At 64.0% G+C, this 22,724-nt stretch carries 16 protein-coding genes and 1 pseudogene; 5 read left to right on the forward strand and 12 right to left on the reverse strand.

Features of this window, described 5'->3' with window-relative positions; translation table 11 throughout:
- Nucleotides 1–154: 154 nt before the first annotated feature.
- Complete coding sequence (locus HMPREF2879_RS08945; RefSeq protein ID WP_070635367.1) at nucleotides 155–2,284, reverse strand: APC family permease; 2,130 nt, start codon at nucleotides 2,282–2,284, stop codon at nucleotides 155–157.
- Between the two features lie 195 nt (nucleotides 2,285–2,479).
- On the opposite strand from HMPREF2879_RS08945, the gene HMPREF2879_RS08950 reads away from it, so the two are divergent.
- Together HMPREF2879_RS08950 and HMPREF2879_RS08955 are read left to right on the forward strand one after the other, a co-directional pair.
- Nucleotides 2,480–3,346, forward strand: coding sequence for a potassium channel family protein (locus tag HMPREF2879_RS08950; protein ID WP_070635369.1), 867 nt, complete (start codon nucleotides 2,480–2,482; stop codon nucleotides 3,344–3,346).
- Nucleotides 3,347–4,000, forward strand: a complete 654-nt coding sequence (locus HMPREF2879_RS08955) for a potassium channel family protein (protein WP_012903715.1) — start codon at nucleotides 3,347–3,349, stop codon at nucleotides 3,998–4,000. It begins immediately after the preceding gene.
- A 133-nt stretch (nucleotides 4,001–4,133) separates the two neighbouring features.
- On the opposite strand, the gene HMPREF2879_RS08960 is transcribed toward HMPREF2879_RS08955, so the two are convergent.
- From HMPREF2879_RS08960 to HMPREF2879_RS08980, 5 genes are all read right to left on the reverse strand, one after another.
- Entirely contained in the window at nucleotides 4,134–4,940 is an 807-nt protein-coding gene (locus HMPREF2879_RS08960) for a DUF3159 domain-containing protein (protein ID WP_070635371.1), read from the reverse strand.
- Nucleotides 4,930–5,469 (reverse strand): hypothetical protein, encoded by a 540-nt coding sequence (locus HMPREF2879_RS08965; protein ID WP_012903717.1) that lies wholly within the window; start codon nucleotides 5,467–5,469, stop codon nucleotides 4,930–4,932. The genes HMPREF2879_RS08960 and HMPREF2879_RS08965 overlap by 11 nt, the downstream gene beginning before the upstream one ends.
- The gene (locus HMPREF2879_RS08970) at nucleotides 5,469–6,281 is read right to left on the reverse strand and encodes a DUF3710 domain-containing protein (RefSeq protein WP_070635373.1); all 813 of its coding nucleotides are present in this window, start codon (nucleotides 6,279–6,281) and stop codon (nucleotides 5,469–5,471) included. The genes HMPREF2879_RS08965 and HMPREF2879_RS08970 overlap by 1 nt, the downstream gene beginning before the upstream one ends.
- Before the next feature lie 77 nt (nucleotides 6,282–6,358).
- Nucleotides 6,359–6,805, reverse strand: a complete 447-nt coding sequence (gene dut, locus HMPREF2879_RS08975) for a dUTP diphosphatase (RefSeq protein WP_070635375.1) — start codon at nucleotides 6,803–6,805, stop codon at nucleotides 6,359–6,361.
- A 235-nt stretch (nucleotides 6,806–7,040) separates the two neighbouring features.
- Nucleotides 7,041–7,340 carry a DUF4193 domain-containing protein gene (locus tag HMPREF2879_RS08980; protein WP_049340600.1) on the reverse strand — a complete coding sequence of 100 codons (300 nt, stop codon included), beginning with the start codon at nucleotides 7,338–7,340 and terminating at the stop codon, nucleotides 7,041–7,043.
- Nucleotides 7,341–7,666: 326 nt separating this feature from the next.
- On the opposite strand from HMPREF2879_RS08980, the gene sepH reads away from it, so the two are divergent.
- Nucleotides 7,667–8,836 (forward strand): septation protein SepH, encoded by a 1,170-nt coding sequence (gene sepH / locus HMPREF2879_RS08985; protein ID WP_210399487.1) that lies wholly within the window; start codon nucleotides 7,667–7,669, stop codon nucleotides 8,834–8,836.
- A gap of 126 nt (nucleotides 8,837–8,962) precedes the next feature.
- Here sepH and HMPREF2879_RS08990 read toward each other — a convergent pair whose 3' ends face one another.
- Nucleotides 8,963–10,228: an alkaline phosphatase family protein gene (locus HMPREF2879_RS08990; RefSeq protein ID WP_070635379.1), complete on the reverse strand. Its 1,266-nt coding sequence runs from the start codon at nucleotides 10,226–10,228 to the stop codon at nucleotides 8,963–8,965.
- An 86-nt stretch (nucleotides 10,229–10,314) separates the two neighbouring features.
- Complete coding sequence (locus HMPREF2879_RS08995; protein WP_070635381.1) at nucleotides 10,315–10,908, reverse strand: DUF5998 family protein; 594 nt, start codon at nucleotides 10,906–10,908, stop codon at nucleotides 10,315–10,317.
- A gap of 320 nt (nucleotides 10,909–11,228) precedes the next feature.
- Between HMPREF2879_RS08995 and HMPREF2879_RS09000 the strand changes: the two genes are divergently transcribed.
- Together HMPREF2879_RS09000 and HMPREF2879_RS09005 are read left to right on the forward strand one after the other, a co-directional pair.
- A complete protein-coding gene (locus HMPREF2879_RS09000; protein WP_070635383.1) occupies nucleotides 11,229–13,754 on the forward strand; it encodes a DNA gyrase/topoisomerase IV subunit A in 2,526 nt (841 codons plus the stop codon).
- A gap of 188 nt (nucleotides 13,755–13,942) precedes the next feature.
- Complete coding sequence (locus HMPREF2879_RS09005; protein ID WP_161800405.1) at nucleotides 13,943–14,689, forward strand: sulfite exporter TauE/SafE family protein; 747 nt, start codon at nucleotides 13,943–13,945, stop codon at nucleotides 14,687–14,689.
- A gap of 174 nt (nucleotides 14,690–14,863) precedes the next feature.
- Here HMPREF2879_RS09005 and HMPREF2879_RS09010 read toward each other — a convergent pair whose 3' ends face one another.
- From HMPREF2879_RS09010 to HMPREF2879_RS09025, 4 genes and pseudogenes are all read right to left on the reverse strand, one after another.
- Nucleotides 14,864–18,889, reverse strand: coding sequence for a thiol reductant ABC exporter subunit CydD/CydC (locus HMPREF2879_RS09010; RefSeq protein WP_070635385.1), 4,026 nt, complete (start codon nucleotides 18,887–18,889; stop codon nucleotides 14,864–14,866).
- 123 nt (nucleotides 18,890–19,012) lie between these two features.
- Nucleotides 19,013–21,223, reverse strand: coding sequence for an ABC transporter ATP-binding protein/permease (locus HMPREF2879_RS09015; RefSeq protein WP_070635387.1), 2,211 nt, complete (start codon nucleotides 21,221–21,223; stop codon nucleotides 19,013–19,015).
- A complete protein-coding gene (locus HMPREF2879_RS09020) occupies nucleotides 21,220–22,347 on the reverse strand; it encodes an efflux RND transporter periplasmic adaptor subunit (RefSeq protein WP_070635389.1) in 1,128 nt (375 codons plus the stop codon). Before HMPREF2879_RS09020 ends, HMPREF2879_RS09015 begins: the two co-directional genes overlap by 4 nt.
- Before the next feature lie 48 nt (nucleotides 22,348–22,395).
- Nucleotides 22,396–22,724 (reverse strand): annotated as a pseudogene (locus HMPREF2879_RS09025) (multidrug transporter); the annotation flags it as partial.

Here is a 22,724-nt window from a genome sequence, read left to right on the forward strand (position 1 = left end):
ATTTTACACCGGTTTGTATCTTTATTCCGATTCCGACGCCCCGCTAGGGGTACCGAATAGGGCGTAAAGGGCAAAGTCCAGGCGCTATTCGAGGGGATGTACGAGGCTACGTACGGGGTGTACGGAGGCTCAGAAATCGGCTTAGCCGATACGGCTAGCGCTTCTTCTCGCGCGCCACAGCGTCCGCCTCGTGCAGGCGGCCGCGGTACACCGCGTGGCGGTTACTCTGAATCAGTTCGCGGCCGCCACCGGCTGAACGAGTAATCTTCGGGGCGACAGCTGCCGTTGGGTCCTCTGCTTCTACCGTTGATTCTTCGCTTTGTAAACGCTGATCAAAAATCTCATCATACACCTCATCCTCGTGCATCGCCCAGGGCACGGTCGCCGTCATGACGCCTGGCTCATGCAGAAGCGCCTGCTTGAGGCGGCGCACCGTGCGGCGGTGCAGAAGACGCTGCCACCAGTGCTCCACCACGAACTCCGGCAGGTACACCACCAAAATATCGCGCGGTGACTTCTTGCGGCGGCGGCGAATATACGAGACGACAGCCTCCACCGTGTCACGGTACGGCGAGTCAATGACCGACAGCGGCACCGGAATACCCAGGGCGTACCAGCGCTTCTTCACGACCTCCAGGGCGGCCCGGTCGTTGTTGACTGTCAGCGCCTCAATCGTGGAGGGGCGACCGGCACGCGCATAGGAGAGAGCACGAACCACCGGGCGGCGCACACGCTCCACGTACACGATGGCGTGCACACGCGAAGGCAGGGCCGCCACATCCGCAACGGATTCGGCGTTCAGGGGGATGTCCAGGGCGGCATCCACCGCATCGTAGTGGCGGCGAGTCACAACCATACCTCCAACCATCAGGGCAATCATTCCAAGGGAGAGCCACGCACCGGCGGCGAACTTCGTCACCACGACGATGACCAGCACCGCGGCGGTTACGACCACACCCACCACAGAGACAGCGATATCACGAATCAGGGCGCGGCGCGGCATCTGTGCCAGGGTGATGCGCAGCAGACGCATGCGGTAGCGCACCACCGCCAGCTGAACCAGCACCATCGACAGGCACATGCCCACGATGTACAGCTGAATCAGCGAGTACACGTCCGAGCCGAAAACGGTGGTGAGGAAAATTGAGAATGCCGACAGCGCCAGCACACCGTTCGCATACAGGCCGCGTGATTCCATGCTGCGGAAGAACACCGGCAGGTACTGGTAATCAGCCAGCGACGAGGCAATCACCGGGAAGCCGGTAAACGCAGTCAGCGAGGCAATAATCAGCACGCCCACCGTGGCAAACACCAGCAGCTGCGCGAAGAACGGAACACCCTGATAAATCGCCAAAGCCACCTGGTACAGCGCCGGCTTCTGGTGGAAGTACTCCCCCGGCGCGTGCCCGTCAATGAACAAGAAACGGGTCGTATCGTGCACCATGTGCACGCGGGTTGCCGCCGCAAAACCGAGCAGGCTCACCAGCAGGACCGAGGTAATCAGGCCCATCATCATCATGGTGACCGCCGCATTATATTTCTTCGGACGGCGGAAATACTTCACCGAATTAGAGATCGTAGAAACACCCGAGAACGCCACCACACCGGCGGAGAACGAACGCGCCAGAAGCAGCACCAGCGCCAAGCCTTCCAGGGCATGATCGTGGTATTCGGGGGCAATCACGTAGGTCGCCGACTCAGCCAGCGGCAGGGTACCCGTCGCGGCACGAATCCAACCCACAATGAGGGTCGCTCCTAACAGCGCCAAGAAAACGTACAGCGGCCAGTACGCAATCTTGCCCAGCAGCTGCACGCCACGCAGCGCAAACAGCGTCAGCGCGACAATGAGTAGCACAGCAATGTGCGTGCGCCAATCCTGAATCTGCGGATACAACGCCACCAAAAACGAGGACGCCGAAGACATCGACACCGCCACTGTGAGCATATAGTCCATCAGCGACGAAGCGCCCATCACAATCGACGGCAGCGCACCCAGTTTGCGGTGCACCAGCTGAATATCGCCCTCAGAAGCAATCTGATTAATGTTGTACCGGTACGTGCCAATCACCAGCAGACCCACCATCGCCACCCCCAAACCAATCCAGGGCGAAAAAGCGAGCGCAGACGCACCCGCGGCGGCAAGGGTCAAAATCATCTGGTCGGCGGCGTAGGCGACCGAAGAGATGCCGTCGGCACCGAAAAGAGGCAGGGCGTAGCGCTTCGGCAGATTGACAGCCGAAAGATTTCGCGTGCTGACCGGCCTGCCGGTCAGGGCGATGCGCATCTTATCCCAACGATTCCTCACGCTGTTAAGGCTATAGGTCGCGGCTTCAAAGCTCAATTTTATTCAGCCGAATAGTGGGCATGGCGAGCGGAATATCACGGAGCATCGGCGCGGAGGCTCACCCGCCCATTACACTGGTAGGGGTAGGCGGTAACGCCTTATCGACACAAAACATCAACACATTCGGAGGGATGTATGCCTCACTTCGTCATTATGGGTGCCGGGCGCGTGGGCGTCATGTTGGCGCGCACTCTGGAAGCTTCGGGGCATACGGTCGCCGTCATTGACCAGGACGAACGTGCTTTCCAGCCGCTGCGTAAGGGCTTTGAGGGCCGCCTGGTGACCGGCGTCGGTTTTGATGAGGACACCCTCAAGCGTGCCGGCATTACCGAGGCGTACGCTTTTGCCGCCGTTTCTTCGGGCGATAACTCGAATATTATTGCCGCCCGTGTGGCACGCGAAATGTTCAAGGTGAAGAACGTTGTGGCGCGTGTGTACGACCCGAACCGCGCCGAATTCTTCCAGCGCATGGGTATTCCCACGGTCGCGTCGGTGCGTTGGTCCACCGACCAGGTGTTGCGCCGTCTGCTACCCGAGCAGGCGCTCAAGGGTGATTTCCGCGAACCCTCGGGCCGCCTCATGCTCACCGAAATTCCGCTCGATGACGGTTGGGCGGGTCACGCCCTGACCAGTATCGAACGTGCCGCCGGGGTGCGCATCGCCTATATCACCCGCTTCGGTGAGGGCATGCTCCCCCGCCCCGATTCCGCCTACCAGCAGGGCGATAGTGTGCACGTCATGATGCGCACCGACGACGTTGCGGACGTAACCCGCATCCTCTCCCACCCACCGCGCGTTGAAGACGAAGAAGTGGAGGCGGAGTACGCCCCCGCCTCGGGCCACCGCAAGCACCCCCACGCCCCGAAGAAACCCGCCGAGCAGGCGCACAACGACGGCCCCGTTATCGAGCATGAATTTCACCTCGGTGACACTCCCCCGGATCTGCCCGACCCCCTCGAACTCATCGGCCGCCATCGTGATTCCTCGAAAGGTGAGAAGTAAGTGAAGGTCCTCATTGTTGGTGCCGGTTCCGTGGGCGCCTCTATCGCTAAAGAGCTCATGATGAACGGCCACGACGTGACCATCATCGATTCCAAACCGGAAGTTAAGAAGCGCGCCGATCTGCCCGGTGTGCGCTGGCATATTGGTGACGCCTGCGAACTGTCCGTGCTGCGCCAGGTGCACCCGAACAAGGCGGACGTGGTCGTCGCCGCAACCGGTGACGACAAGGCAAACCTGATGGTCTCCCTGCTGGTGCGCAGTGAGTTTGGTGTGCCGCGCACCGTGGCGCGCGTGAACAACCCGCGTAATGAGTGGCTCTTTGACGACTCCTGGGGTGTGGACGTTGCGGTGTCTACCCCGCGTCTAATGACCGCCCTCGTCGAGGAAGCCGTGGAAGTCGGTGATGTGGTGCGCCTGCTGACCCTGCAGGCAGGCGGCGCGACCCTCGCCGAGTACACCGTGCCGGATGACCACCCCGTCATTGGTTACCGCGTGGACCACGTGCAGTGGCCCGCCGACACGGTACTCACCGCGATCCTGCGTGACGGGGCCCCCATCCCGCCCAGTGCCGACGTGGCGATCGAGAGCGGCGACGAGCTGTTCTTCATCACGACCATTGCCGGTGAGGACCAGATCCGCGCACTGTTCGCCTAAGCGTTTATGCGCAAGCTTTTGCATAGCGTTTATACGTAAGTTTTTGAGGAGGCGAAAGCCCCGGTCACCCATACGGGTACCAGGGCTTTCGCTTACTTTTATGAAGCTATTTCACGAAGTCGCGGACTGTGATTTAGCGGTTCTTGGAGCTTCCAGACTCTCCGGGCACCTCAGTTTCTTCAGCATCCAGCGCCTCGGGGTCCTCGCTCACCGGCGCCTCCTCGGGAGCCGACACGCGCCACGCCAGCCACACACCCAAAGCGTACAGCGGCAGACCCATGATCAGGCGGGTCGCGCCCAGCGCCTCCACATTATTCGCAAAATACAGGGGCACCTGCACGGCAAGGCGTAGCATCATTAGCACGGTAATAATCCAGGTCGCCAGCATGTACTGGCGCAGGCGTACCGGGTTCTGGCGCCAGCTCAGCGCCTCACCGCGAATGACCGCAAAAATCAGACCCATCAGCGGCCAACGCACCAGCATCGACAGCAGATACGCCAGGATGTACACGCCGTTCGTCCAGAAGCCCACCACAAAGTAGTCGCTCGCATTACCGGTACGGTACGCGGCAAACGCACAAATTGCCACGCCCACCAGACCGGTCAGCGCACTCACCAGCTTAGAGCCCTGCACCAGACGAATCAGCGTGAACACGCCCGCCGCAGCCAGCGCCGCAATCAGGGACAGGTTCAGTTCCTTCGTCACGGTGAACAGCACCAGGAACGCCACCGCGGGCAGGGAGGATTCCACCAGGCCGCGCCAGCCGCCGATAGCGTGCAGAATATCCACATCGCCGTTGGCGGTGCGGCGCATATTCGCACCCATGGAGGCGCTCAGGCTCTGCGCCAGCTGATTCTCCTCCTGCGCCGGGTCAGTAGCCGGGCTAGTTGCGGGGTTAGCGTTCGGATCGGGCTGGGTTGAAGACTGCTCAGCGCTCATGTTTTCCCTTCTCAGCAAAGAATTGCGGCACGATCTCATAGCGCGGGTTATAAATCACCGGCTGATGAGCCCTCACCGACACCACACCGGAACAACGCAACAACGCACCGGCAAGCACGCCGGGCACCATCCGCTGCCCCTGCCACTTCAGCAGCACCCTATCCCCCGGGTTGAACGGCGCATACGGCGGGAAAGACACCTCGTGAGGCTCCTGCACCGCCACAGTCGCCAAAGACGCCGTGTTCAAATGGTGCTGCTTCTCGGGGTCCTCGGATTCCTCCTCGAAATCCTCACCGGGCGGCTCCACAATCGGCATACCAATCAGCGCCAGCGGGCTCGACCACTGCAGGGGCTTCGACTTAGCCACCACCAGCTCGGCACGGTACATCGGTTTATCCTGCAGGGCAGGCAACCACACCTGCTCCACGCGTCCGGCAAGGCGTACGCGAAAGCGCTCGGGGTACCCGGGAGCAAGAATCTGCTCCTCAGGAACCGCGAGCGCACTCGGGTAGTTCGAAAACTCAGGCATTAGCCAATCTCGGTAATCTCAGGGCCGCGGCGAGGCATCGGGCGCAGCTTGCTGTGCTCGTTCTCGGTCTCTTCCTCCACGGCGGGCTCTTCCTCAGCCGCAACGACCAGGTCGGCGGGCAGAGTCATGGGCAGCAGCTCGCGCGGCGGGCGCGGGTCGTCGCCACGGTCCACCACGACAGTGCGGAAGACTTCCTCCACGGAGGCGGCAGCCTTATCGTCACCGAGCACAGCCGCGCCGGAGATGACGCCGCGCAGGAACCAGCGGGGGCCGTCCACACCCACGAAGCGGGCGATGCGCTCGCCGGGCTGACCGTCCGGGGTGACGGCGGGCAGGCGGGTCAGCATCTCGGCACCGAATACGCCGGCGTAGATTTCAACGATGCCGCCCTGGGATGCGACGGACTCGGTCAGATCGTGACGGATGTCGTCCCAGATGCCGGTGGTGCGCGGTGCGGCGAATGCCTGCACCTGCAAGGTTGCGCCGTCGCGGGTGATGGTTGCGGCGATAACCGCGCCGGTTGCGTCGTCAGTTTCGAGGCGCAGGTTCATGCCGTCGAGCAGCTTGATGCGCAGTGCACCCAGGTCGACGTAGTCTTCGAGGTCTTCGGCGGTGACTTCTTCAATATCGTGCGGGCCGTTGACGCGGTCGTACTTGATGACCTCGGGAGCGTCAGCTTCGGTGCTTTCAGTTTCAGCGCCCTCAGCCGCGCTGTCCTCAGCTTCAGTGGTTTCTTCGGTCGCCTCGGCTGCCTCTTCGGTCTTTGCCTCTTCAACCTCGGCGGCGTGCTTCTTCTTACCAAATCCGAACATGGTATTCCTACTTTCACCGCACGCGGGGTGCGGGGGTTTCTTCTCTTCTCTCGTGCGACAATCGCGGTGAGAGCAGACTAGTGGATTCCGCTGGAGCCGAAGCCGCTGGAGCCGCGTTCGGTCTGATCCAGTTCATCCACCACGGTAAAGGTTGCGTGCTCGTACTTCTGAATGATCAGCTGGGCGATACGGTCGCCGCGCTGAACGTGGAAGGACTTGGTCTTGTCAGTGTTGAGCAGGGTGACCATCAGCTCACCGCGGTAGCCGGAATCAACGGTGCCGGGTGCGTTCACAATGGTGATACCGTTCTTGGTTGCCAGGCCGGAGCGCGGGTGCACCAGACCAACGTAACCTTCAGGCAGGGCAATTGCCACGCCGGTGGGGACGAGGGCGCGTTCGCCCGGCTCCAGTTCGAAGTCGATGCGGGAGCGCAGGTCAGCGCCGGCGTCGCCGGGCTTTGCGTAGGTGGGTGCGGGCAGCTCGGGGTCGAGCAGCTTAATGTGGACGTTTACGGGGGTCATCATGGTCAATACTCTAACCTTTCGCGGGTGTCTGTGCCATCACCTCGCGCTGTGTTGAGGCTCTACTGCGGGGTGTTTTCGTTGTGTGTTCGCGTTCAGCACGCGCTGTGCCGCGTTGGATGCGACGCGGCGCTATTCTTGCGTGCGCGGCTTTCACATACTCAACGGGGCGGGTGCACTCGGCACTCGCCCCGTCATGAGGTGTATGTCGGGTGGGTGTTAGCCCTTCCCTAAAGTTTTAGCCCTCGCACTCGACGCAGTAGAACAGGCCGCCCTCTTCGCGTGCAATCTGCGAGCGGTGGCGCACCAGGAAGCAGGATGCGCAGGTGAACTCGTCGTCCTGAGCGGGCAGAACAACAACGTTCAGCTCCTCGTTGGAGAGGTCAGCACCGGGCAGCTCGAAGCTTTCTGCTGCGCTGTTTTCGTCTTCGTCCACCGCACCGGACTGCATCTCGGAACGGCGGGCGTTCAGCTCCTCGTAGGACTCTTCGTTCTGCTCTTCGTCCTGCTTGCGAGGTGCATCGTAATCAGTTGCCAAACTTTCACGCTCCGTTGGTTCTGTGGCTGTGTGTTGAACTAGGCCACGCTGGTTTAATGAGTGCTCTAGGTGCCGCTGGTGAGGATTTAACCCCGACGGCATGCCAGGTATTGTTCACCATTGGCACCCTATTTGTCTAATCCTGGGTAGGCTTTGGACGGTTTAGGCGTCACATTCTAGCTTTTTCGGTCCGAAAAGTACATCTTTTTTTGGGGAAAATCCCGCCTCCGCTACTGATTTACCGCGCTTTCACGGTACCCTGGTAGGTAGTTTGCGTTCCGTGCAACACATTCACGAACGCGTCCGGTTCACCTATGGAGGTTCTCATGCTTGAACTGCGTCTGATTGGCGTTCACGATGACGGCGAAAATCTGGTGCTTGAGTCTGCTGACGGCACCCGCTTCTTGCTGCCGATTGACGCGAACCTGCGCACGAGCATCACCAAGGCTCGCCGTATTCAGCCCGCCCGCGGTCTGGGCGCTAAGGGCACCTACGGTCCGCGCGATATTCAGACCCGTTTCCGTCAGGGTGCCTCCGTTGAGGAAATCGCTGAAGAGTCCGGTTGGGAGCCGGAGCGCGTGCGCCGCTACGAGTGGCCGATTGTTGCTGAGCGTGCTCACATTATTCGTGCCGCTCAGAGCGTGAAGATTGGTCGCCGCAGCTCCGCTTCGGGTACCGCACAGATCCCGGTGACCCTGAGCGCCCGCATTGAGGAAGTCTCTGAGCGTTACGGTTTTGAGGAGGCAACCCAGGACTGGACCACCCGCCAGCAGGAGAACGGCCAGTGGCGCGTTGAGGTTGATATTGCGCTGAAGGATTCGGTGCGTCAGAACCTGCCCGCGCAGGTCGTCTTCCCCGCACGTTGGGTGTACAACCCGGCGAACCAGGGCCTGTACGCGTCGAATGAGGCGGCGTACTTCCTGATGGGCAACAGTGAGGACGCTGTTGCCGCCGCCGCTAAGAAGGCTCCCGTGGAGGTTCCTCCCGCCCGCCTGCCGAAGTCACCCGAGCCCGCACCGGCACCCCTTACTTCTTCTGAGAGCGCTGATGAGCGTAAGCTCAAGGAGCTTTTGGAGCGCGCCCGCTCGGTGCGCCCGGCACAGGTTGAGGAGCCCGAGGTGTTCGTGCACCGCGAGCCCACTGAGCCCGCTGAGCCTGTAGCACCGGTTGAGCCCGCTGCACCCGCTGCCCAGGTAGCGCCTGCGGCACCTGCTGCACCGGCAGCCCCCGAGCCCACCGCAGAAACCACCGTCGAAACCACCGACCCGCTGGCTGTGGATTCGGAAGCACCCGCTGATTCCGTTCCGGTCGAGTCCTTCGCCCTGCCGGCACCCGTCGAGGACGCGCCCGCTTCTGAGGCGCCCGCAGCTGAAGCACAGCCTGAGCCCGCCTCCGCCGATTCTGCATCCGAGGAGAAGCCCAAGCCTTCCTCCTCGAAGAAGCAGCGTGTAAGCGTTCCGGCATGGGACGACATCATCTTCGGTAGCCGCAAGTAGCGACCGCCCTCGCGCCGCCCGATAAGGGCATCTAGAAACAGACCTCTAGACATACGAAAACCGCTGGTTATTCACCCGAATAACCAGCGGTTTTCGTATGCTTCTCAGCCTGCGCCCTCTAAGACTTTAGAAAGTCTTGAGCATGCGCAACGGCACCAGACGTTCCGCGTCCGTGAGCGAACCGTGCTGACCAACCATGTGCAGGGCACGCTCCTGGTAGTGGCGCATATCGTACAGCGCCCAGTCGTCGCGAGCACACACCATTAGGTCGCCAATGCGGCCGCGCGCCGCATCCGTGATGACCGGGCCGAAGTAGCCGGCACGCATCAGTTCGCGAGAGTCAATCACCCAGGCGCGCTCGCCCCAGTACTGCGCCCAACGCTGAGCGGTGGCGGTACGTGCCGCCTCCGAGGTGTCTTCGAGGTACAGGTGCACGGCGCGCGGTTCACCGGCGGTCATGGCGATATTGCGGGTCAGCTCTTCCACACCGGAGTAGTCGATGCGATGGTGTGCGGGCACGTTCACCATGCCGTGATCGGCGGTGACGAAGAGTGCCGCCCACGCTGGGGCGCGCTCCGCCAGACGCTTCAGCGCCGAGTTCAGTTCCTCCAGCTGTTGCAGCCATTTGTCGCTGCCCACACCGTAGCGGTGGCCCGCCGCGTCAATCTCGCCCCAGTACAGGTACACGGTGGTCGGGGTGCGGCTGGAGAGCGCCTCCAGGGCGTAGGTGACACGGGCATTATAGCCGACAGCATCCACGAAGTCGCCGCCGCGCAGCGCCGCCTCCGTCAGGCCGGTACCGCGGTACTTACCCAGCGAAATGGTGAGCACGCGGCGGTTCGTATGGTGGCGTTCCAGCACGGTCGGCAGCGGCTGCCAGGCGTGCGGGTCCACCGTCTGATCCCAGCCGGACAGGTGGTTCATGACCGAGCCCGCTCCCCCATTACCTGCCGGGTTGCGCACCTCGTAGCCGGCAATGCCGTGCGCGCCGGGTGCCGTGCCGGTGCCCAACGAGGTCAGGGAGGCGGCGGTCGTGGTAGGGAACGCGGCGTCCAGCGGGCCCAGGTTCAGGGTCTTACGCAGGGCGGGCGCGTAGCCGCTGTAGCTATTGAGCAGCTGCTCACCCAGGCCGTCCACCATGACCACGCAGGCGTGACGGAAAGACACCGGATCAACATCCTGCTCCGCGAGGCGACCGGCAAGGTTCAGCGGGTCGGCAACAGAGTTGAACGCCGGGTCAGAATCCAGGGCGTGCGCGGGGCGCGCCAGGCTTCGCTGAGCCACCAGAGAGGAAGCGGACTCCAGCACATCGGCGATGCTATTGCTGCCGTAGGCGGGCGCGGGAGGCAACGGCGCGCCCAGAACATCGTGCAGGGTGGTCTTTACCGTCATAAGGTCCTCTCAGGGGTGTGGCGGGTGTGTGAAAGTACGGGGCACCGCGCGGGCTGTTATCGTGCGGCGAGCGCTACCGCCGGTGCTTATCGGCGGGTTGCGTACATGCGGGCACGGTGCAGCGCACGCGCAAAATGCTGCGCACGCTGAACCGACTCCGGGCCGTCAGCGGTCGCAGAAACACGCACTGCAATGTCCTCACGGCGGGCATCACCGGTGTAGCCGTGGTCGGCGTTGCACTGCGGATCCTGGCAACCGGCGGGCGCCAGCTCCACGTGCAGGGAGCCGGTCCAGGCAATCTGGAACGAAATCTCAGTCGGTGCGGTGCTACCGGCGTTGTACGCCTGCGGCTGGCTGAAACCGTAGCTGATGGTGACCGCGTTCAGGGCGCTCAGGTGCACCGCCTCCACGCTCACGTGCGCCACGGTACCCTGCGCGTCGCCCTCAAGGTGCTGGTCGTCCAGGTGCGCAAAGATGACGTGCTCACCGCACAGCACCATCACGGTAATGTGGCGGTGAAAATCATCGCGCGAGAAGTGGGTTTCATGCTGTACAAAGTGGGCATCCGGGTTCATGCCCGCCAGAGCGTCATCCACCACTTCCAGCACGAGGTCGGGGTAGAAACCGGCATGCTTAATGTCTGCGACCAGTTGCTCGCGTTCGGGGGTGGGGGCGTACATCGTACCTCTTTCGTGCGGTGCCCTCATGAGGCGACGTCGGTCGGCGCACACGATGAAGGCGGTTAGGTATTACTCCTCTCTACCTTAGAGGGTTCCAGCCAGGCTATGCTACTTGACCACGCTAATACAGGCGCATATGACGGCGTGCGCTCCCCCGCCGCGCATCGGTCAGAGCCCCTTTGGCACTCACTCTGCGCATCGGTTAGTGCCCCGCGACCGTCTTGGTGCACCCCACAGATGACGCTGACCAACCAGCCCGATTCATCCGCTCCCACCCGCTAAAATAGGAGGAGCGAAAACACACCGACACGAGGAGATATATGGCTCGCCGATCCAAATCCGCCGTCAGCGACTACCCGGTGGATGTGGTAGAGAATATCGTCGACATCGACGTATCCGCCGAGATGGAAACCAGCTTCCTGGAATACTCCTACTCGGTGATTTATTCGCGCGCCCTCCCCGATGCCCGCGACGGCCTCAAGCCCGTGCAGCGCCGCATCCTCTACATGATGCAGCAGATGGGTCTGCGCCCCGATAAGGGCCACGTCAAGAGCGCCCGCGTGACCGGTGAGGTCATGGGTAAGCTCCACCCGCACGGCGACGCCGCCATCTACGACGCGATGGTGCGCCTCGCTCAGCCCTTCGCGCTGCGTCTGCCCCTCGTGGACGGTCACGGTAACTTCGGCTCCCTCGACGACGGCCCGGCAGCCGCCCGATACACCGAGGCGCGCATGGCACCCGCCGCGCAGGCGCTCACCGCGGACCTCGAAGAAGACGTGGTCGACTTCGTACCGAACTACGACAACCAGTTCATGCAGCCTTCCGTGCTGCCCGCCGCGTTCCCGAATCTGCTCGTCAACGGCACTACCGGCATCGCGGTCGGTATGGCAACCAATATGGCGCCGCACAACCTGCGCGAGGTCATCGCCGGTACCTGCCACCTCATCGCGCACCCCGAGGCGACCCTCAAAGACATCATGAAGTTCATTCCCGGCCCCGACCTGCCCACCGGCGGCACCATCGTGGGCCTGAGCGGAATCCGTGACGCCTACGAAACCGGCCGAGGCACCTTCAAGACCCGCGCGAAGGTCTCAATCGAGCAGGTCAGCCCCCGCAAGCAGGGCATCGTCGTCACCGAGCTGCCGTACATGGTCGGCCCCGAAAAGGTCATCGAAAAGATCAAGGACGGCGTCAACTCCAAGAAACTCACCGGCATCTCCGATGTGGTCGACCTGACCGACCGCACCAACGGTCTGCGCCTGGTCATCGAGATTAAGAACGGCTTCAACCCCGAGGCCGTGCTCGCCGCCCTATACAAGCACACCCCGCTCGAGGACTCCTTCGGTATCAACAATGTGGCGCTCGTGGACGGTCAGCCGCAGACCCTCGGCCTGCTCGACCTGATGCGCGTGTACATTGACCACCGCCTGAACGTGGTCCGCCGCCGCACCGAGTTCCGCCTGGGCAAGCGCACCGACCGCCTGCACCTGGTGGAGGGCCTGCTCGTGGCCATCCTCGACATTGACGAGGTCATCCAGATTATTCGTGAGTCTGATGAGACCGCTCAGGCACGCGAAAAGCTGAAGGTCGTCTTCGACCTGACCGACACGCAGGCGAACCACATTCTGGAGCTACGCCTGCGCCAGCTCACCAAGTACTCCCGCCTGGAGTTGGAAGCAGAACGCGATACCCTGCAGCAGGAAATCGCGGAGCTGCAGCGCATCCTCGGCTCCGATGCGGCGCTGCGCGAGCTGGTTTCTGACGAGCTCGCCGAGGTCGCCGAACGCTACGGCACCGACCGCCGCACCCAGCTCAAGACCAAGGACGAGATGCAGGTCGCCATCGAGGCGGTCACCGCGCAGTCCAAGGCGAAGAAGAGCCTGGGCCTGGCCCTCGAGATTGCCGACGATCCCTGCTGGGTGCTACTTTCGGCATCCGGCATGATGGGACGCACCCCCGGCAAGCCCATCCGCGAGGCCCTCGTGGACCCCGGCAAGCGCTTCAAGCACGACGTGTTCGCTTCGATTGTGCCGACCACCGCACGCGGTGAGATTGGTGCCGTCACCTCCGCCGGACGCATGGTGCGTCTGTCCGTCATGGACATTCCGGTGCTGGACGAGAACGGCGGCACCCCCTCCATGGCGTCGGCGGTGAAGGCAACCGAGCTGGTTCAGCTTGCTAAGGGTGAGAGGCTGATTGCACTCGTGCCGCTGAGCACGGTGCTGGCGATGGCAACCGCCGGCGGCGTGATTAAGCGCGTGAACCCCGACTACCCGCTGAACCAGACCGAGTGGGACATCATGAAGCTCAAGGACGGCGACGAAATCGTAGCCGCAGCCCCCTGCCCCACCGACGATGCGGTGCTCACCTTCGTCACCCGCGACGCAAAACTGCTGACCTTCGATGCCGCGAAGGTTCGTCCGCAGGGACGCACCGGCGGCGGTATCGCCGGCATTAAGCTTGCCGACGGCGACCGCGTCATCGCCCTGGGTGTGACCGCGCCCGGCGACGCGGCGGAGGTCGTGACCGTCACCAACGGCAAGGACGGCCTGGCGAGCGCCAAGGTCACCGCGCTGAGCGAGTACCCGCAGAAGGGCCGCGCGACCGGTGGCGTGCGCGCGCACCGATTCCTCACCGGTGAGAGCCAGCTGGCCCTGGCCTGGGTTGGCGTGGGCCCGGCGAAGGCGGCATCCTCCGGCGGCGTGGCTCGTTCCCTGCCGACCGAGCACGGTGCCCGCGACGGCTCCGGCGTGATGCTCACCCAGAGCATCGGTGTGGTTGGTCCGAACTACGCGGTGGTTTCCGCGGCGCTGGCGGTCAGCCCCGAGGGTGAAAAGCTCTTCTAGGCGCGCCGTTCACAGCCTTTCGACCTCAGGTTGCTAACGAAGCCGGGGGTGAAGACACGTTGTGTGTGTCTTCACCCCCGGCTTTTATGTGGTGTACCTTAAGTAACACAGCACACATTTATTGACGCATTGTTCTTAGAGGATTTGTCGTGCTTGATTTACTGTCCGTCACACCAGAGTTATTTATCGTGCTCCTGCTCGCTGCCTTCTGCGCGGGATGCATCGACTCTGTCGTGGGCGGAGGCGGCATGATCCAGCTCCCCGCCCTGCTCATGGCGCCCGGATTCTCACCCATCGCCGCTCTGAGCACCAATAAAGTTGCCAGCGCCATGGGCACTTTAATGAGTGCCTCAACCTATATTCGCTCGCTCAAAATCCCGTGGAAAATCCTGCTCCCCGTAGCGTTCGTGGCGTTCTGCGCCTCCGCCGACGGCGCGTACTGCGCCACGATCCTGCCGGCACATATTTTCCGCCCCGCCATTGTGGTGGTTCTAGCCGCTATCCTCGTCTTCTCGGTGCTACAACCGCGCATACCTCGCGGACAGTCTCGCGCGCTCACAACCTCATCGTTCCTAGTGCGCGGCTTTGCGCTGGGTCTGATTCTGGGCGGCTACGACGGCATCCTCGGGGCTGGCACCGGCGCGATGATGCTCGTCGCCCTGCAGGTAGCCATGGGCTACGATATGCTCCACGCGACCGCCGCCGCCAAGGTTCTCAACACCGCCACCAACCTCGGCGCGCTCCTCTACTTCATTCCGCTGGGCTCAATTCACTGGCTCCTCGGAATCGCCATGGGATGCGCCAACATGGCGGGAAGCTGGGTTGGTGCCCGCACCGCAATTCACCTGGGCGAGCGATTCATTCGCCGCGTGCTCGTTATCGTTATGACCCTCATGCTGCTGCGGATGAGCGCGCAAATACTCGGCTGGGTTTAGCTCCCTCCTCCCCCTCACTCGAACCTATTCGCGCGGAGATATAAACACTCAGAACTATCTGCGCACGCAGAAATGCCCCGGTACTTCCGTGAAGTACCGGGGCCTTCCTCGCAGTTTCTTGCGGGCAGTTTCTTGCGTTCAGCCTCGCACGCGGTGCCTGCCGCCCGGGTGCGTTTAGAGGCGAACCACCTCGTCGCAGTGGGCGACATCCTCGGGACGGTGCGACACCAGAACCGTGGCCACCGAGCTGGCGCGGGTTGCCGTATCCAGGTCGGCCATGAGCGCGCGGGCAGACTCGGCGTCCAGGTGCGCGGTCGGCTCATCCAGCAGCAGAACCGGCGAGTTCACCAGCAGGGCGCGAGCCACCGCCAGACGCTGACGCTGACCACCCGACAGGAAGGAACCGCCGGCGCCCACGGGAGTGCGTAGGCCCTTCGGCAGGGCGTCAAACCACTCGCCCAGACCCACGCGGCGCAGAACCTCGATGAGATCCTCCTCGCTCGGTCGATCCGAACGGTCACGGGCCAGCAGCAGGTTACCCTCGAGGGTCGACTCGAAGATATGCGCCGCCTGCGGGCACCAGGCCGCGTAGCCGCGCAGCTCTTCGGGGGCCAGCGCCTCGCCGGTAGCCTCGATGCGGCCCGACTCCAGGGGCAGGAAGCCCAGCAGGGTAGCCAGCACGGTGGACTTGCCGGATCCGGAGGGGCCGGTCACCGCGGTCCAGGAGCCCTCGCGAGCCGTCAGGTTCAGGTGTGCGAAGACCGGGTGGTCCATGCCGGGCCAGCGGGCGGAACCGTCCTGCATGGCCAGGGCGGGGGCCGCGCCGGCGACCTTCACGCCGAGCTGCTGCGGGGTGCCGCATCCGACCAGCTTGGGCTCGCCTGGCTTGGGCGGGCGCGGGGTATCGCTCTTAGAACCAGCCGCAGAGTCGGGGCGCGCGAAGCGGCGGGCACGCTGGCGGTCCGCCTCCAGCAACTCCTCCATCTCGGCCTCGGCACGGGCACGCAGACGCTCGGCACGACGCGGCAGAACGTGGGTGTCTACCTCGGCTTCGGTGGGCACGGAACGCTTCAGGGTCGAGGTGGCGACAACGCCCTCCAGGGATACGTCGCGAACGCTCGGGGCAATCGAGGCGAGCAGACGGGCGAACTCGGGCCAGGAGCGAACCGCCTCGATATGGCCCAGGGAGCTCTCCAGCATGCCGGTGCACAGCAGCACCACGATCGCTGACTCGGGGGCGCCCACGGTGCCGTTTACGGCCAGCGGGTAGGCAATCACGGCGCTCGCCAGCGCAGCGCCAAACCAGCTCAGCGCTACGAGGGTTCGGCCCAGGCCCTGGGCGGTCGAGCCCTTCTGCAGGGCGGAAAGGTTCTGCGCGTCCAGCTCGTTGTTGGCGCGTTCGGCGGTGTTCGCCGCGCCGTTGGCGCGCAGGTCCTCGGCGGCGGAGAGCATACCGGTGCCCAGGCGCAGCATACGTGCGGTGGACTGGCGGGCCAGAGCCTCCGCGCGGGCATCGGCACGAAGCACGGCCCAGGGGGCCACGAAGGTGCTCACCAGCACCGCCGCCAGCACGGGAATCAGGGCCTGGGGCAGGATGCACGTGGTCGTCACCAGCGCGGCAATCATGACCAGCAGGTGCGCGGCCGGTGGAATAATCACGCGCGGAATACCGTCGCGAAGCTCGTCAATACCGCCCACGAGGCGCTCCAGCAGGGCGTCGCCGCGCAGCAGGGCGCGCACGCTGCTCACGCTCTGCCAGGCGCCAACCCAGGCGCGCAGACGCAGAATATTCGCGGCGGCAAGCACCTTCGAGTGGGTCATCAGACGCTCGGCGTAGCGGGCGCACGCGCGGCCCAGGCCGAAGAATCGCACGCCCACGATGGCGACCATCAGGTACATCATGGCGGGACCCTCGCCCGCGCGCACGATGAGCCAGCCGGACAGCGCGGTCAGCGCCGCGGCCATCAGGGAGGTGGTCGCCGCCATCAGCACGGGGCCGGAGAAGGCGCGCGCACCGATTCCGGTCAGCTCCTTGAGGGTGCGCAGGGTGGCGAACAGGCCTGCGGGCTTTTCCTCTTGCGGGTTCTCGTCCGCGGCGGGGGTGGCCTCCACGAGGGCGCGGCTTTCGGCCTCGTGCTCGCTCTTGAGCTCCAGCAGGTGCGCGGGGGCTTCAGCGGGCACGGGCACGCGGGTCGCGTTGAGCGAGGTGCTCCAAGTGTATCCGGACGCGCCCAGCTCGGCTCGCACGAGGTGGTCGCAGTGCGCGGCCAGTTCACCCTCGTGGGTCACGATCAGCACGGTGGCGCCAAGCTCCGCCAGGCGGTGCAGGGCACGGGTGACCAGGTAGGCCGAGTAGGCGTCCAGATGAGCGGTGGGCTCGTCCACCAGGACGGTCAGCACGGTCTGCTCGCCGCCGGCGCGGTAGATGGCCTCGGCGCGGGCCAGAGTACGTGCCACGGCGAGGCGGCGCGCCTGACCGGCGCTCAGGGCGCCCGGTTCCAGCACGTTCACGCTCTCAAGGCCCAGCTGCGCCAGCGGGCGCATCATCAGGTCGTTATCGGCGGGGCTCACGGCGAACTCGCCGCGCTCCAGCACGCCGGTCACCAGGGCCGCGGCGCGCTCGCGTTCGGAGTCGTCGGCGCTCAGGGCGTACAGTGCCATTTCGGCGCGCACGGTGGGCGCAGTGAAGACCGGCGACTGCGGAATCATCAGGGTCGTGCCCAGGCCGGTGACGCTACCGGTGACGCGCATCGGCTCCTGCGAGCCGGTGGGCACCAGCCCCTCACGCACGGCACCGGAGAACACATTCAGCAGGGTGGATTTGCCGCAACCGGAGGGGCCCATGATGCCGATGACGGTGCCGCGTTCCGAACCGGGCTCCGCCGCCTGAGCCACGCGGCGAGGCAGGCTCAGCGACAGGTCGGTCAGCACCTCGGGGCGATCGGGGTAGTTCACGTCCAGGTTGCGCACCTCGATGGCTGCGGGGTTGGCCGAGTCGTCCTCGACGGTTTCCTCGGGCAGGGGCGCATCGATAATCTTCTGGGCGCTACGCAGGGCGGCCACGCCGTCCTCGGACTGGTGGAAGGCGGCGCCCACATCGCGCAGCGGCTGGTAGCACTCGGGAGCGAGCAGCAGCACGAGAATGGCGGTGTCCAGGCCCAGGGTGCCGTTGACCAGGCGCACACCAATCAGCACGGCAATCAGCGCCACGGAGATGGTGGTAATCAGCTCGAGAGCCAGCGAAGACATGAAGGCACTGCGCAGGGTCTGCATGGTGCGCTCGCGGTAGCGCTGGCCCAGGGAGTTCATGGCGCGGGTCTGCGCGCGTTCACGGCCCAGACCGATAATCACGGGCAGGCCGCGCACGAGCTCCAGGATGTGGTCCGAGAGGCGGTGCAGCTCGGCCTGCGCCTCCGCGGTTTCGGTGCGGGTGTTCTTGCCGATCAGCACCATGAACACGGGAATGAGCGGCAGGGTGCAGAGCAACACGAGGGCGCTCATCATGTCCAGGGAGGCGACCACAATCCACAGCAGGACCGGCACCACCGCGGTGGAAACAAACGCGGTCAGGGTCTTGGTGTAGTAGTCGTCCAGGGCGTTCAGGCCGCGCGAAAGCAACACCGCGGTCGCGCCGGTACCCTCGGGAGTGTCCGCGCCACCGGTGGCGAGCACGCGGCGCAACAGGCTACGGCGAATCTGAGACTTCGCTCCGGAGGCGGCACGCTGCGCGCTCACCGCCAGCAGGTAGTCCGCGCCCGAACGCACCGCGAGGGCCAGGACCGCCACGATGAGCAAGCCGGGGGTGATGGCGTCGCCGTCACCGAAGATGCCGCCGAGTCCGAGCAGCCAGCCGCCGTGCGCCTCCAGGTGTGCCTGGGCGGAGCCGGCGAACTCAACGTAGGCGCGGTACACGTCCGGCGCGCTCGTCTCCTTGAGGCGCGCGTGTTCGGCGGCGACCGCGGCAAACCCCGCGTGGGCTGCGCGGGCAATGATGACCGCGAGCGCCGCGCTGAAAAGCACGGTGGCCAGGGTGTGCACGGCGGTGATGATGCCGAAGGTGCTCAGATTTTTGCGGGCGTTGGGTCCCAGCGGCGGACGGCGGTCAGCGCGGTCATTGCGCTTGCCCTCCGGCGTTGTTTCTGGGGTTGCCTCGGTGTTTTGATGCTTGTCAGCGTGGCGCGGTGTGTGCGTTCGGCTCACTGCGTTGTCCTTAGTCTTCTGCTGTTTTTACCTCCCATTATTTTAAGGTTTGGGCAAGCTAATACCTATTTGGCCGGTCATACTTCGGGGATTTGGCGGGTCTGGCGTTCCCCCGGCACGGGTTTAGCCGCGCATCGCATCGGCGGGGCTCTTGCGGGACGCCACCCACGCCGGGTACGCCGAAGACACCAGACCGGTGAGAGCGCCAACGCCCACGCCGAGCACCACGAATCCGGGTGAGAGAACCGCCTGCCAGCCCTGCACGAGCGAAAGAATGATGGTCGCAATCATGCCGGAGCAGGCGCCGATGGAGCCGCCGAGCACGCCGAGCATGACACCCTCCATGAGGAAGATGCGGGCAATCAGCCATTTACTCGATCCGATGGCGCGGCGCAACGCAATCTCTGCGGTGCGCGATTGCACGGACAGATACATTGCGGTTGCCGCCGAGAGGGAGGCGAGCACCAGCAGAATACCGGAGAGCACACCCACGTACAGGCCCAGATCCGAGGCGATAGACGCGCGTAGGCTCTGCAGGTCGGAGGGGGTTTCCACGTTGATCTGGCTGGGTTCAGCGGGCTTGAGGGTCAGCGGAATTGCCTTGGCGACCGCTTTGCCGTAGCCCCGTTCGGTTTCGGCAATGTATGTGACCTGGCCGCGTCCGGTGCGCTGAAGTGTGCCCGGCGAGACAATGACCGTATTCCTGAATTCGTAGCCGCTATTGCCGGGGTCGAAAAGGCCGACGACCGGCATCAGCTGACCATCCACCCAGATGCTCACACCGGGTGCCACCTGCGGCAGTCCGCCGAGCTTAATGCCGTAGTCGACGGCGGGTAGCTCGCCGGGGCGGGGCTCGGTTGTGGCGTTATCTGCCGCCTTATCTTCGGGGAGAATGCCGAGGGCGCGGGCAGCGGAGACCGAGACGATAGCGCCGGAGAGCTGCTCGGAGCGTTCACGGTCGGCAACGTTCTGCTGGGTGAGGGTCGAGTTCATCTGTTCGAGCGCACGCAGGGTTTCGGGGTTCATGCGGGCACCGATTTGCTCGAGCCGGGTCTTCGAGGTGGAGCTGAGGCCAATCGCCGTTTTGGGTTCGTCCTCGTAGGGGCTGAACCGGGTGATTCGCACGTCGGCGGGTGCCACGCTGCTGACGAATCCGGTGTTCTTCACGTAGTCCAGCGCGCTAATGCGGTCGGCAACATTCTGCGCGGATTCACCCTGCCGGTAGGTTCCGAGCATGTTCTGGTCATTGTCCCTGTCGCTGATGTAGAGCGTGGATTGTTCGGATCCGAGCAGGCGCTGGTTCACCTGGTAGCTGGCGGATTCGCTCATGCCGGAGGCGCTGATGAGTCCGCCCACGCCCAGCGCGAAGGACAGGCCCAGCAGCAGGGTGCGTAGCGGTCGTGAGGTGAGCGCCGAGATTGCCTCGATGCTGTCGTCGGTGAGAAAGCTTCCGCGGCGATGCGTAGCGGGCTTCTCCCCCGGTGCAAGGCTGGCGGAGGCATCTACCGGGCTATCCTGCGCGACCGGAACCACCTCAGCGACCGGCACCGTAGCCAAGTCGGCGCGGCTCTGCTCGTGCAGCCGCCCATCCTCAATGCGGATCACGCGGCGGGCGGCGGCGGCAACCTCCGGGTCGTGGGTAATCACCAGCACGGTACAGCCGGTCGCGTTAATGCGCTGAAGAATCTCAATGACCTTGGCGCTATTGTGGCTGTCCAGGTTGCCGGTCGGCTCGTCGGCAAGAATCAGCGGCGGGCGCGTGGCGAGGGCACGAGCAATGGCGCAGCGCTGCTTCTCGCCGCCGGAAAGGTAGCGGGTACGGATGCTGGCGCGGTCGCTCAACCCCAGAAATTCTAGGGTTTCTTCGGTGCGTTGCAGGCGCTCGCTGTAGGGTACGCCCTGCACGCGCAGACCCATAGAGGCGTTGGTCGTGCTGGTTTCGTCCAGCAGCATGTTTGAGGATTGGAAGATGAAGCCGAGGTGGTCTCGGCGCATTTCGTCGCGTTCTCTGTCGCTGAGTCCTTCCGTGTTTTTGCCGAAGAGGCTGTAGGTTCCGCTGGTGGGAGTGTCGAGCAGGCCAATGGCGTTGAGCAGGGTGGATTTACCGGAGCCCGACGGACCAATAATGGCGAGGAATTCGCCGCGTTCGACCACCAGGTCGAGACGATCGAGGACTGCTCGTTCGCTCCCCTCGAAAACACGGGTAATGCCGTGCATTTCGATAGCGGGCGCGGTACCGAGCCCGGCGGCAGGTGTAGCGGCGGACGCTACGTTGGGCGCAACTGTAGGCGCACGTCCCGGGCTTGCGTCTGGGGTTCTCTTACGGCGGCTCATGAGACAAGCACCTTCTGTCCCGTGCTGAGGTTCGCGTTGATTGCGGCGTATCCGCCGGCGGTGCGCAGAACCTCAACGTTGACTCGTTCGGTAGCGGGCGCATCCTTGCTGGTCGAGGTGGAGCTTCCGCCCTTTTCAACCAGCACGTAGGTGCCCTGGGAGTCCTGGCGTACCGCGGTAGTCGGCACGGCGAGGGTGGTTGAGGTGTTGCCCTTACTGGTGATGGATGCGCTCTGGCCCGGCGTGAGCTTGCTCGGGTCGTCGGCGCTGAATCGCACGCTCTTCGCCGCGCCCTTGGAGGGGTCGTTCTGCAGCTCACCAATGCTGGTGATGGTTCCCTCCACGCTGCCGGTAGAGGTGCGCAGGCTAACGCGGTCGCCCACCTTGAGCTTGTTGGCGACGGCGAGTTCAACGCTGGATTCCACGTAGGGTTCGCTGGTTTCTACGCTCGCGATGGGGTTGCCGTCGCTGATGAGCTGGCCCACCGCGGCAACGGCGGTGACGGTGTGGCTACCGCCGGGCAGAATCGCGTAGTTGCTTCGGGCAATGGTGGTGACACCCTCGCTGGGCACGCCGGTCAGGTGCGCGCGGTGCAGGCGCGTGACGGCGTCGAGGGTGTCTTCGGTGACGGTGCCGCTCTGAGCGGTGGCGTACCCGGCGGAGTTCAGTGCCTTCTGGAAGGCGAGCACGTCGTCGCCGTTATCGCCCAGGTTGAGGTCGCGATACAGCGGCAGCGGCCCTTCCAGCACGAAGACCGGGTCGGCGCCAATAATGCCGATGAAGTCACCGGCCTTGAGCACGTTACCGGGCTTCTGGTTCTGGTAGACGAGCACCGGCTCACCGTTGGTGCGCGCGCTAATCGGGGCGGTCTCTCCAGCCTTGGTGGTTCCCGCAATGGCGAGACCCTCGCTGACGGTTCGTTCTTCAACCTTCGCCCAGACCGGAATCACGGTTTTCGCCTGCACGGCCGGGTCGGGGCCCGTGGCGGCGTAGCGGGTGCCCAGATAGAAGGACAGCATGAGCGAACCGATGGCGAGGATTGCGAGCAGCAGGAGCACGCGGGGTCGGGCGATGCGTTCGCTAAAGCGGTGCCCGCTGTTTTGGTTTTTCGTGTGAGTGGTCATGGCGGTGTCTTTCTAAACTGTTTTTGCGCTGTCTTTTAGCGCCCCGGTTTACTGGTGCTCCAGAACGTACTGCTTGAACTTCTCGTCACGCTCACGTTCTGCCTTGCGGTCCTGTTCAAGCTGCGACTGGTACTTGCGGATGAGCGGCATCTGATACTGTGCCTCCAGGTCGTAGAGCTGCTGACTCATGCCGACCTGTTGGTTGCATTCTGCCATGATGGTGGCGATGCGAATTTCCTCTTCGGAGGCGGGCTCGTTGTAACCGCCGTTCTTGCTCAGCTGCTCATTCAGCGGGCTTTCCTCGGCGACATAGCCTGCCTTATTGGGGGTGAGGCCGCGGTCAGAGACGCACTGCTTCCACTTCTCTTCGAGCTCGC

This window comes from Rothia sp. HMSC069C04 (assembly GCF_001812895.1).
GTDB lineage: Bacteria > Actinomycetota > Actinomycetes > Actinomycetales > Micrococcaceae > Rothia.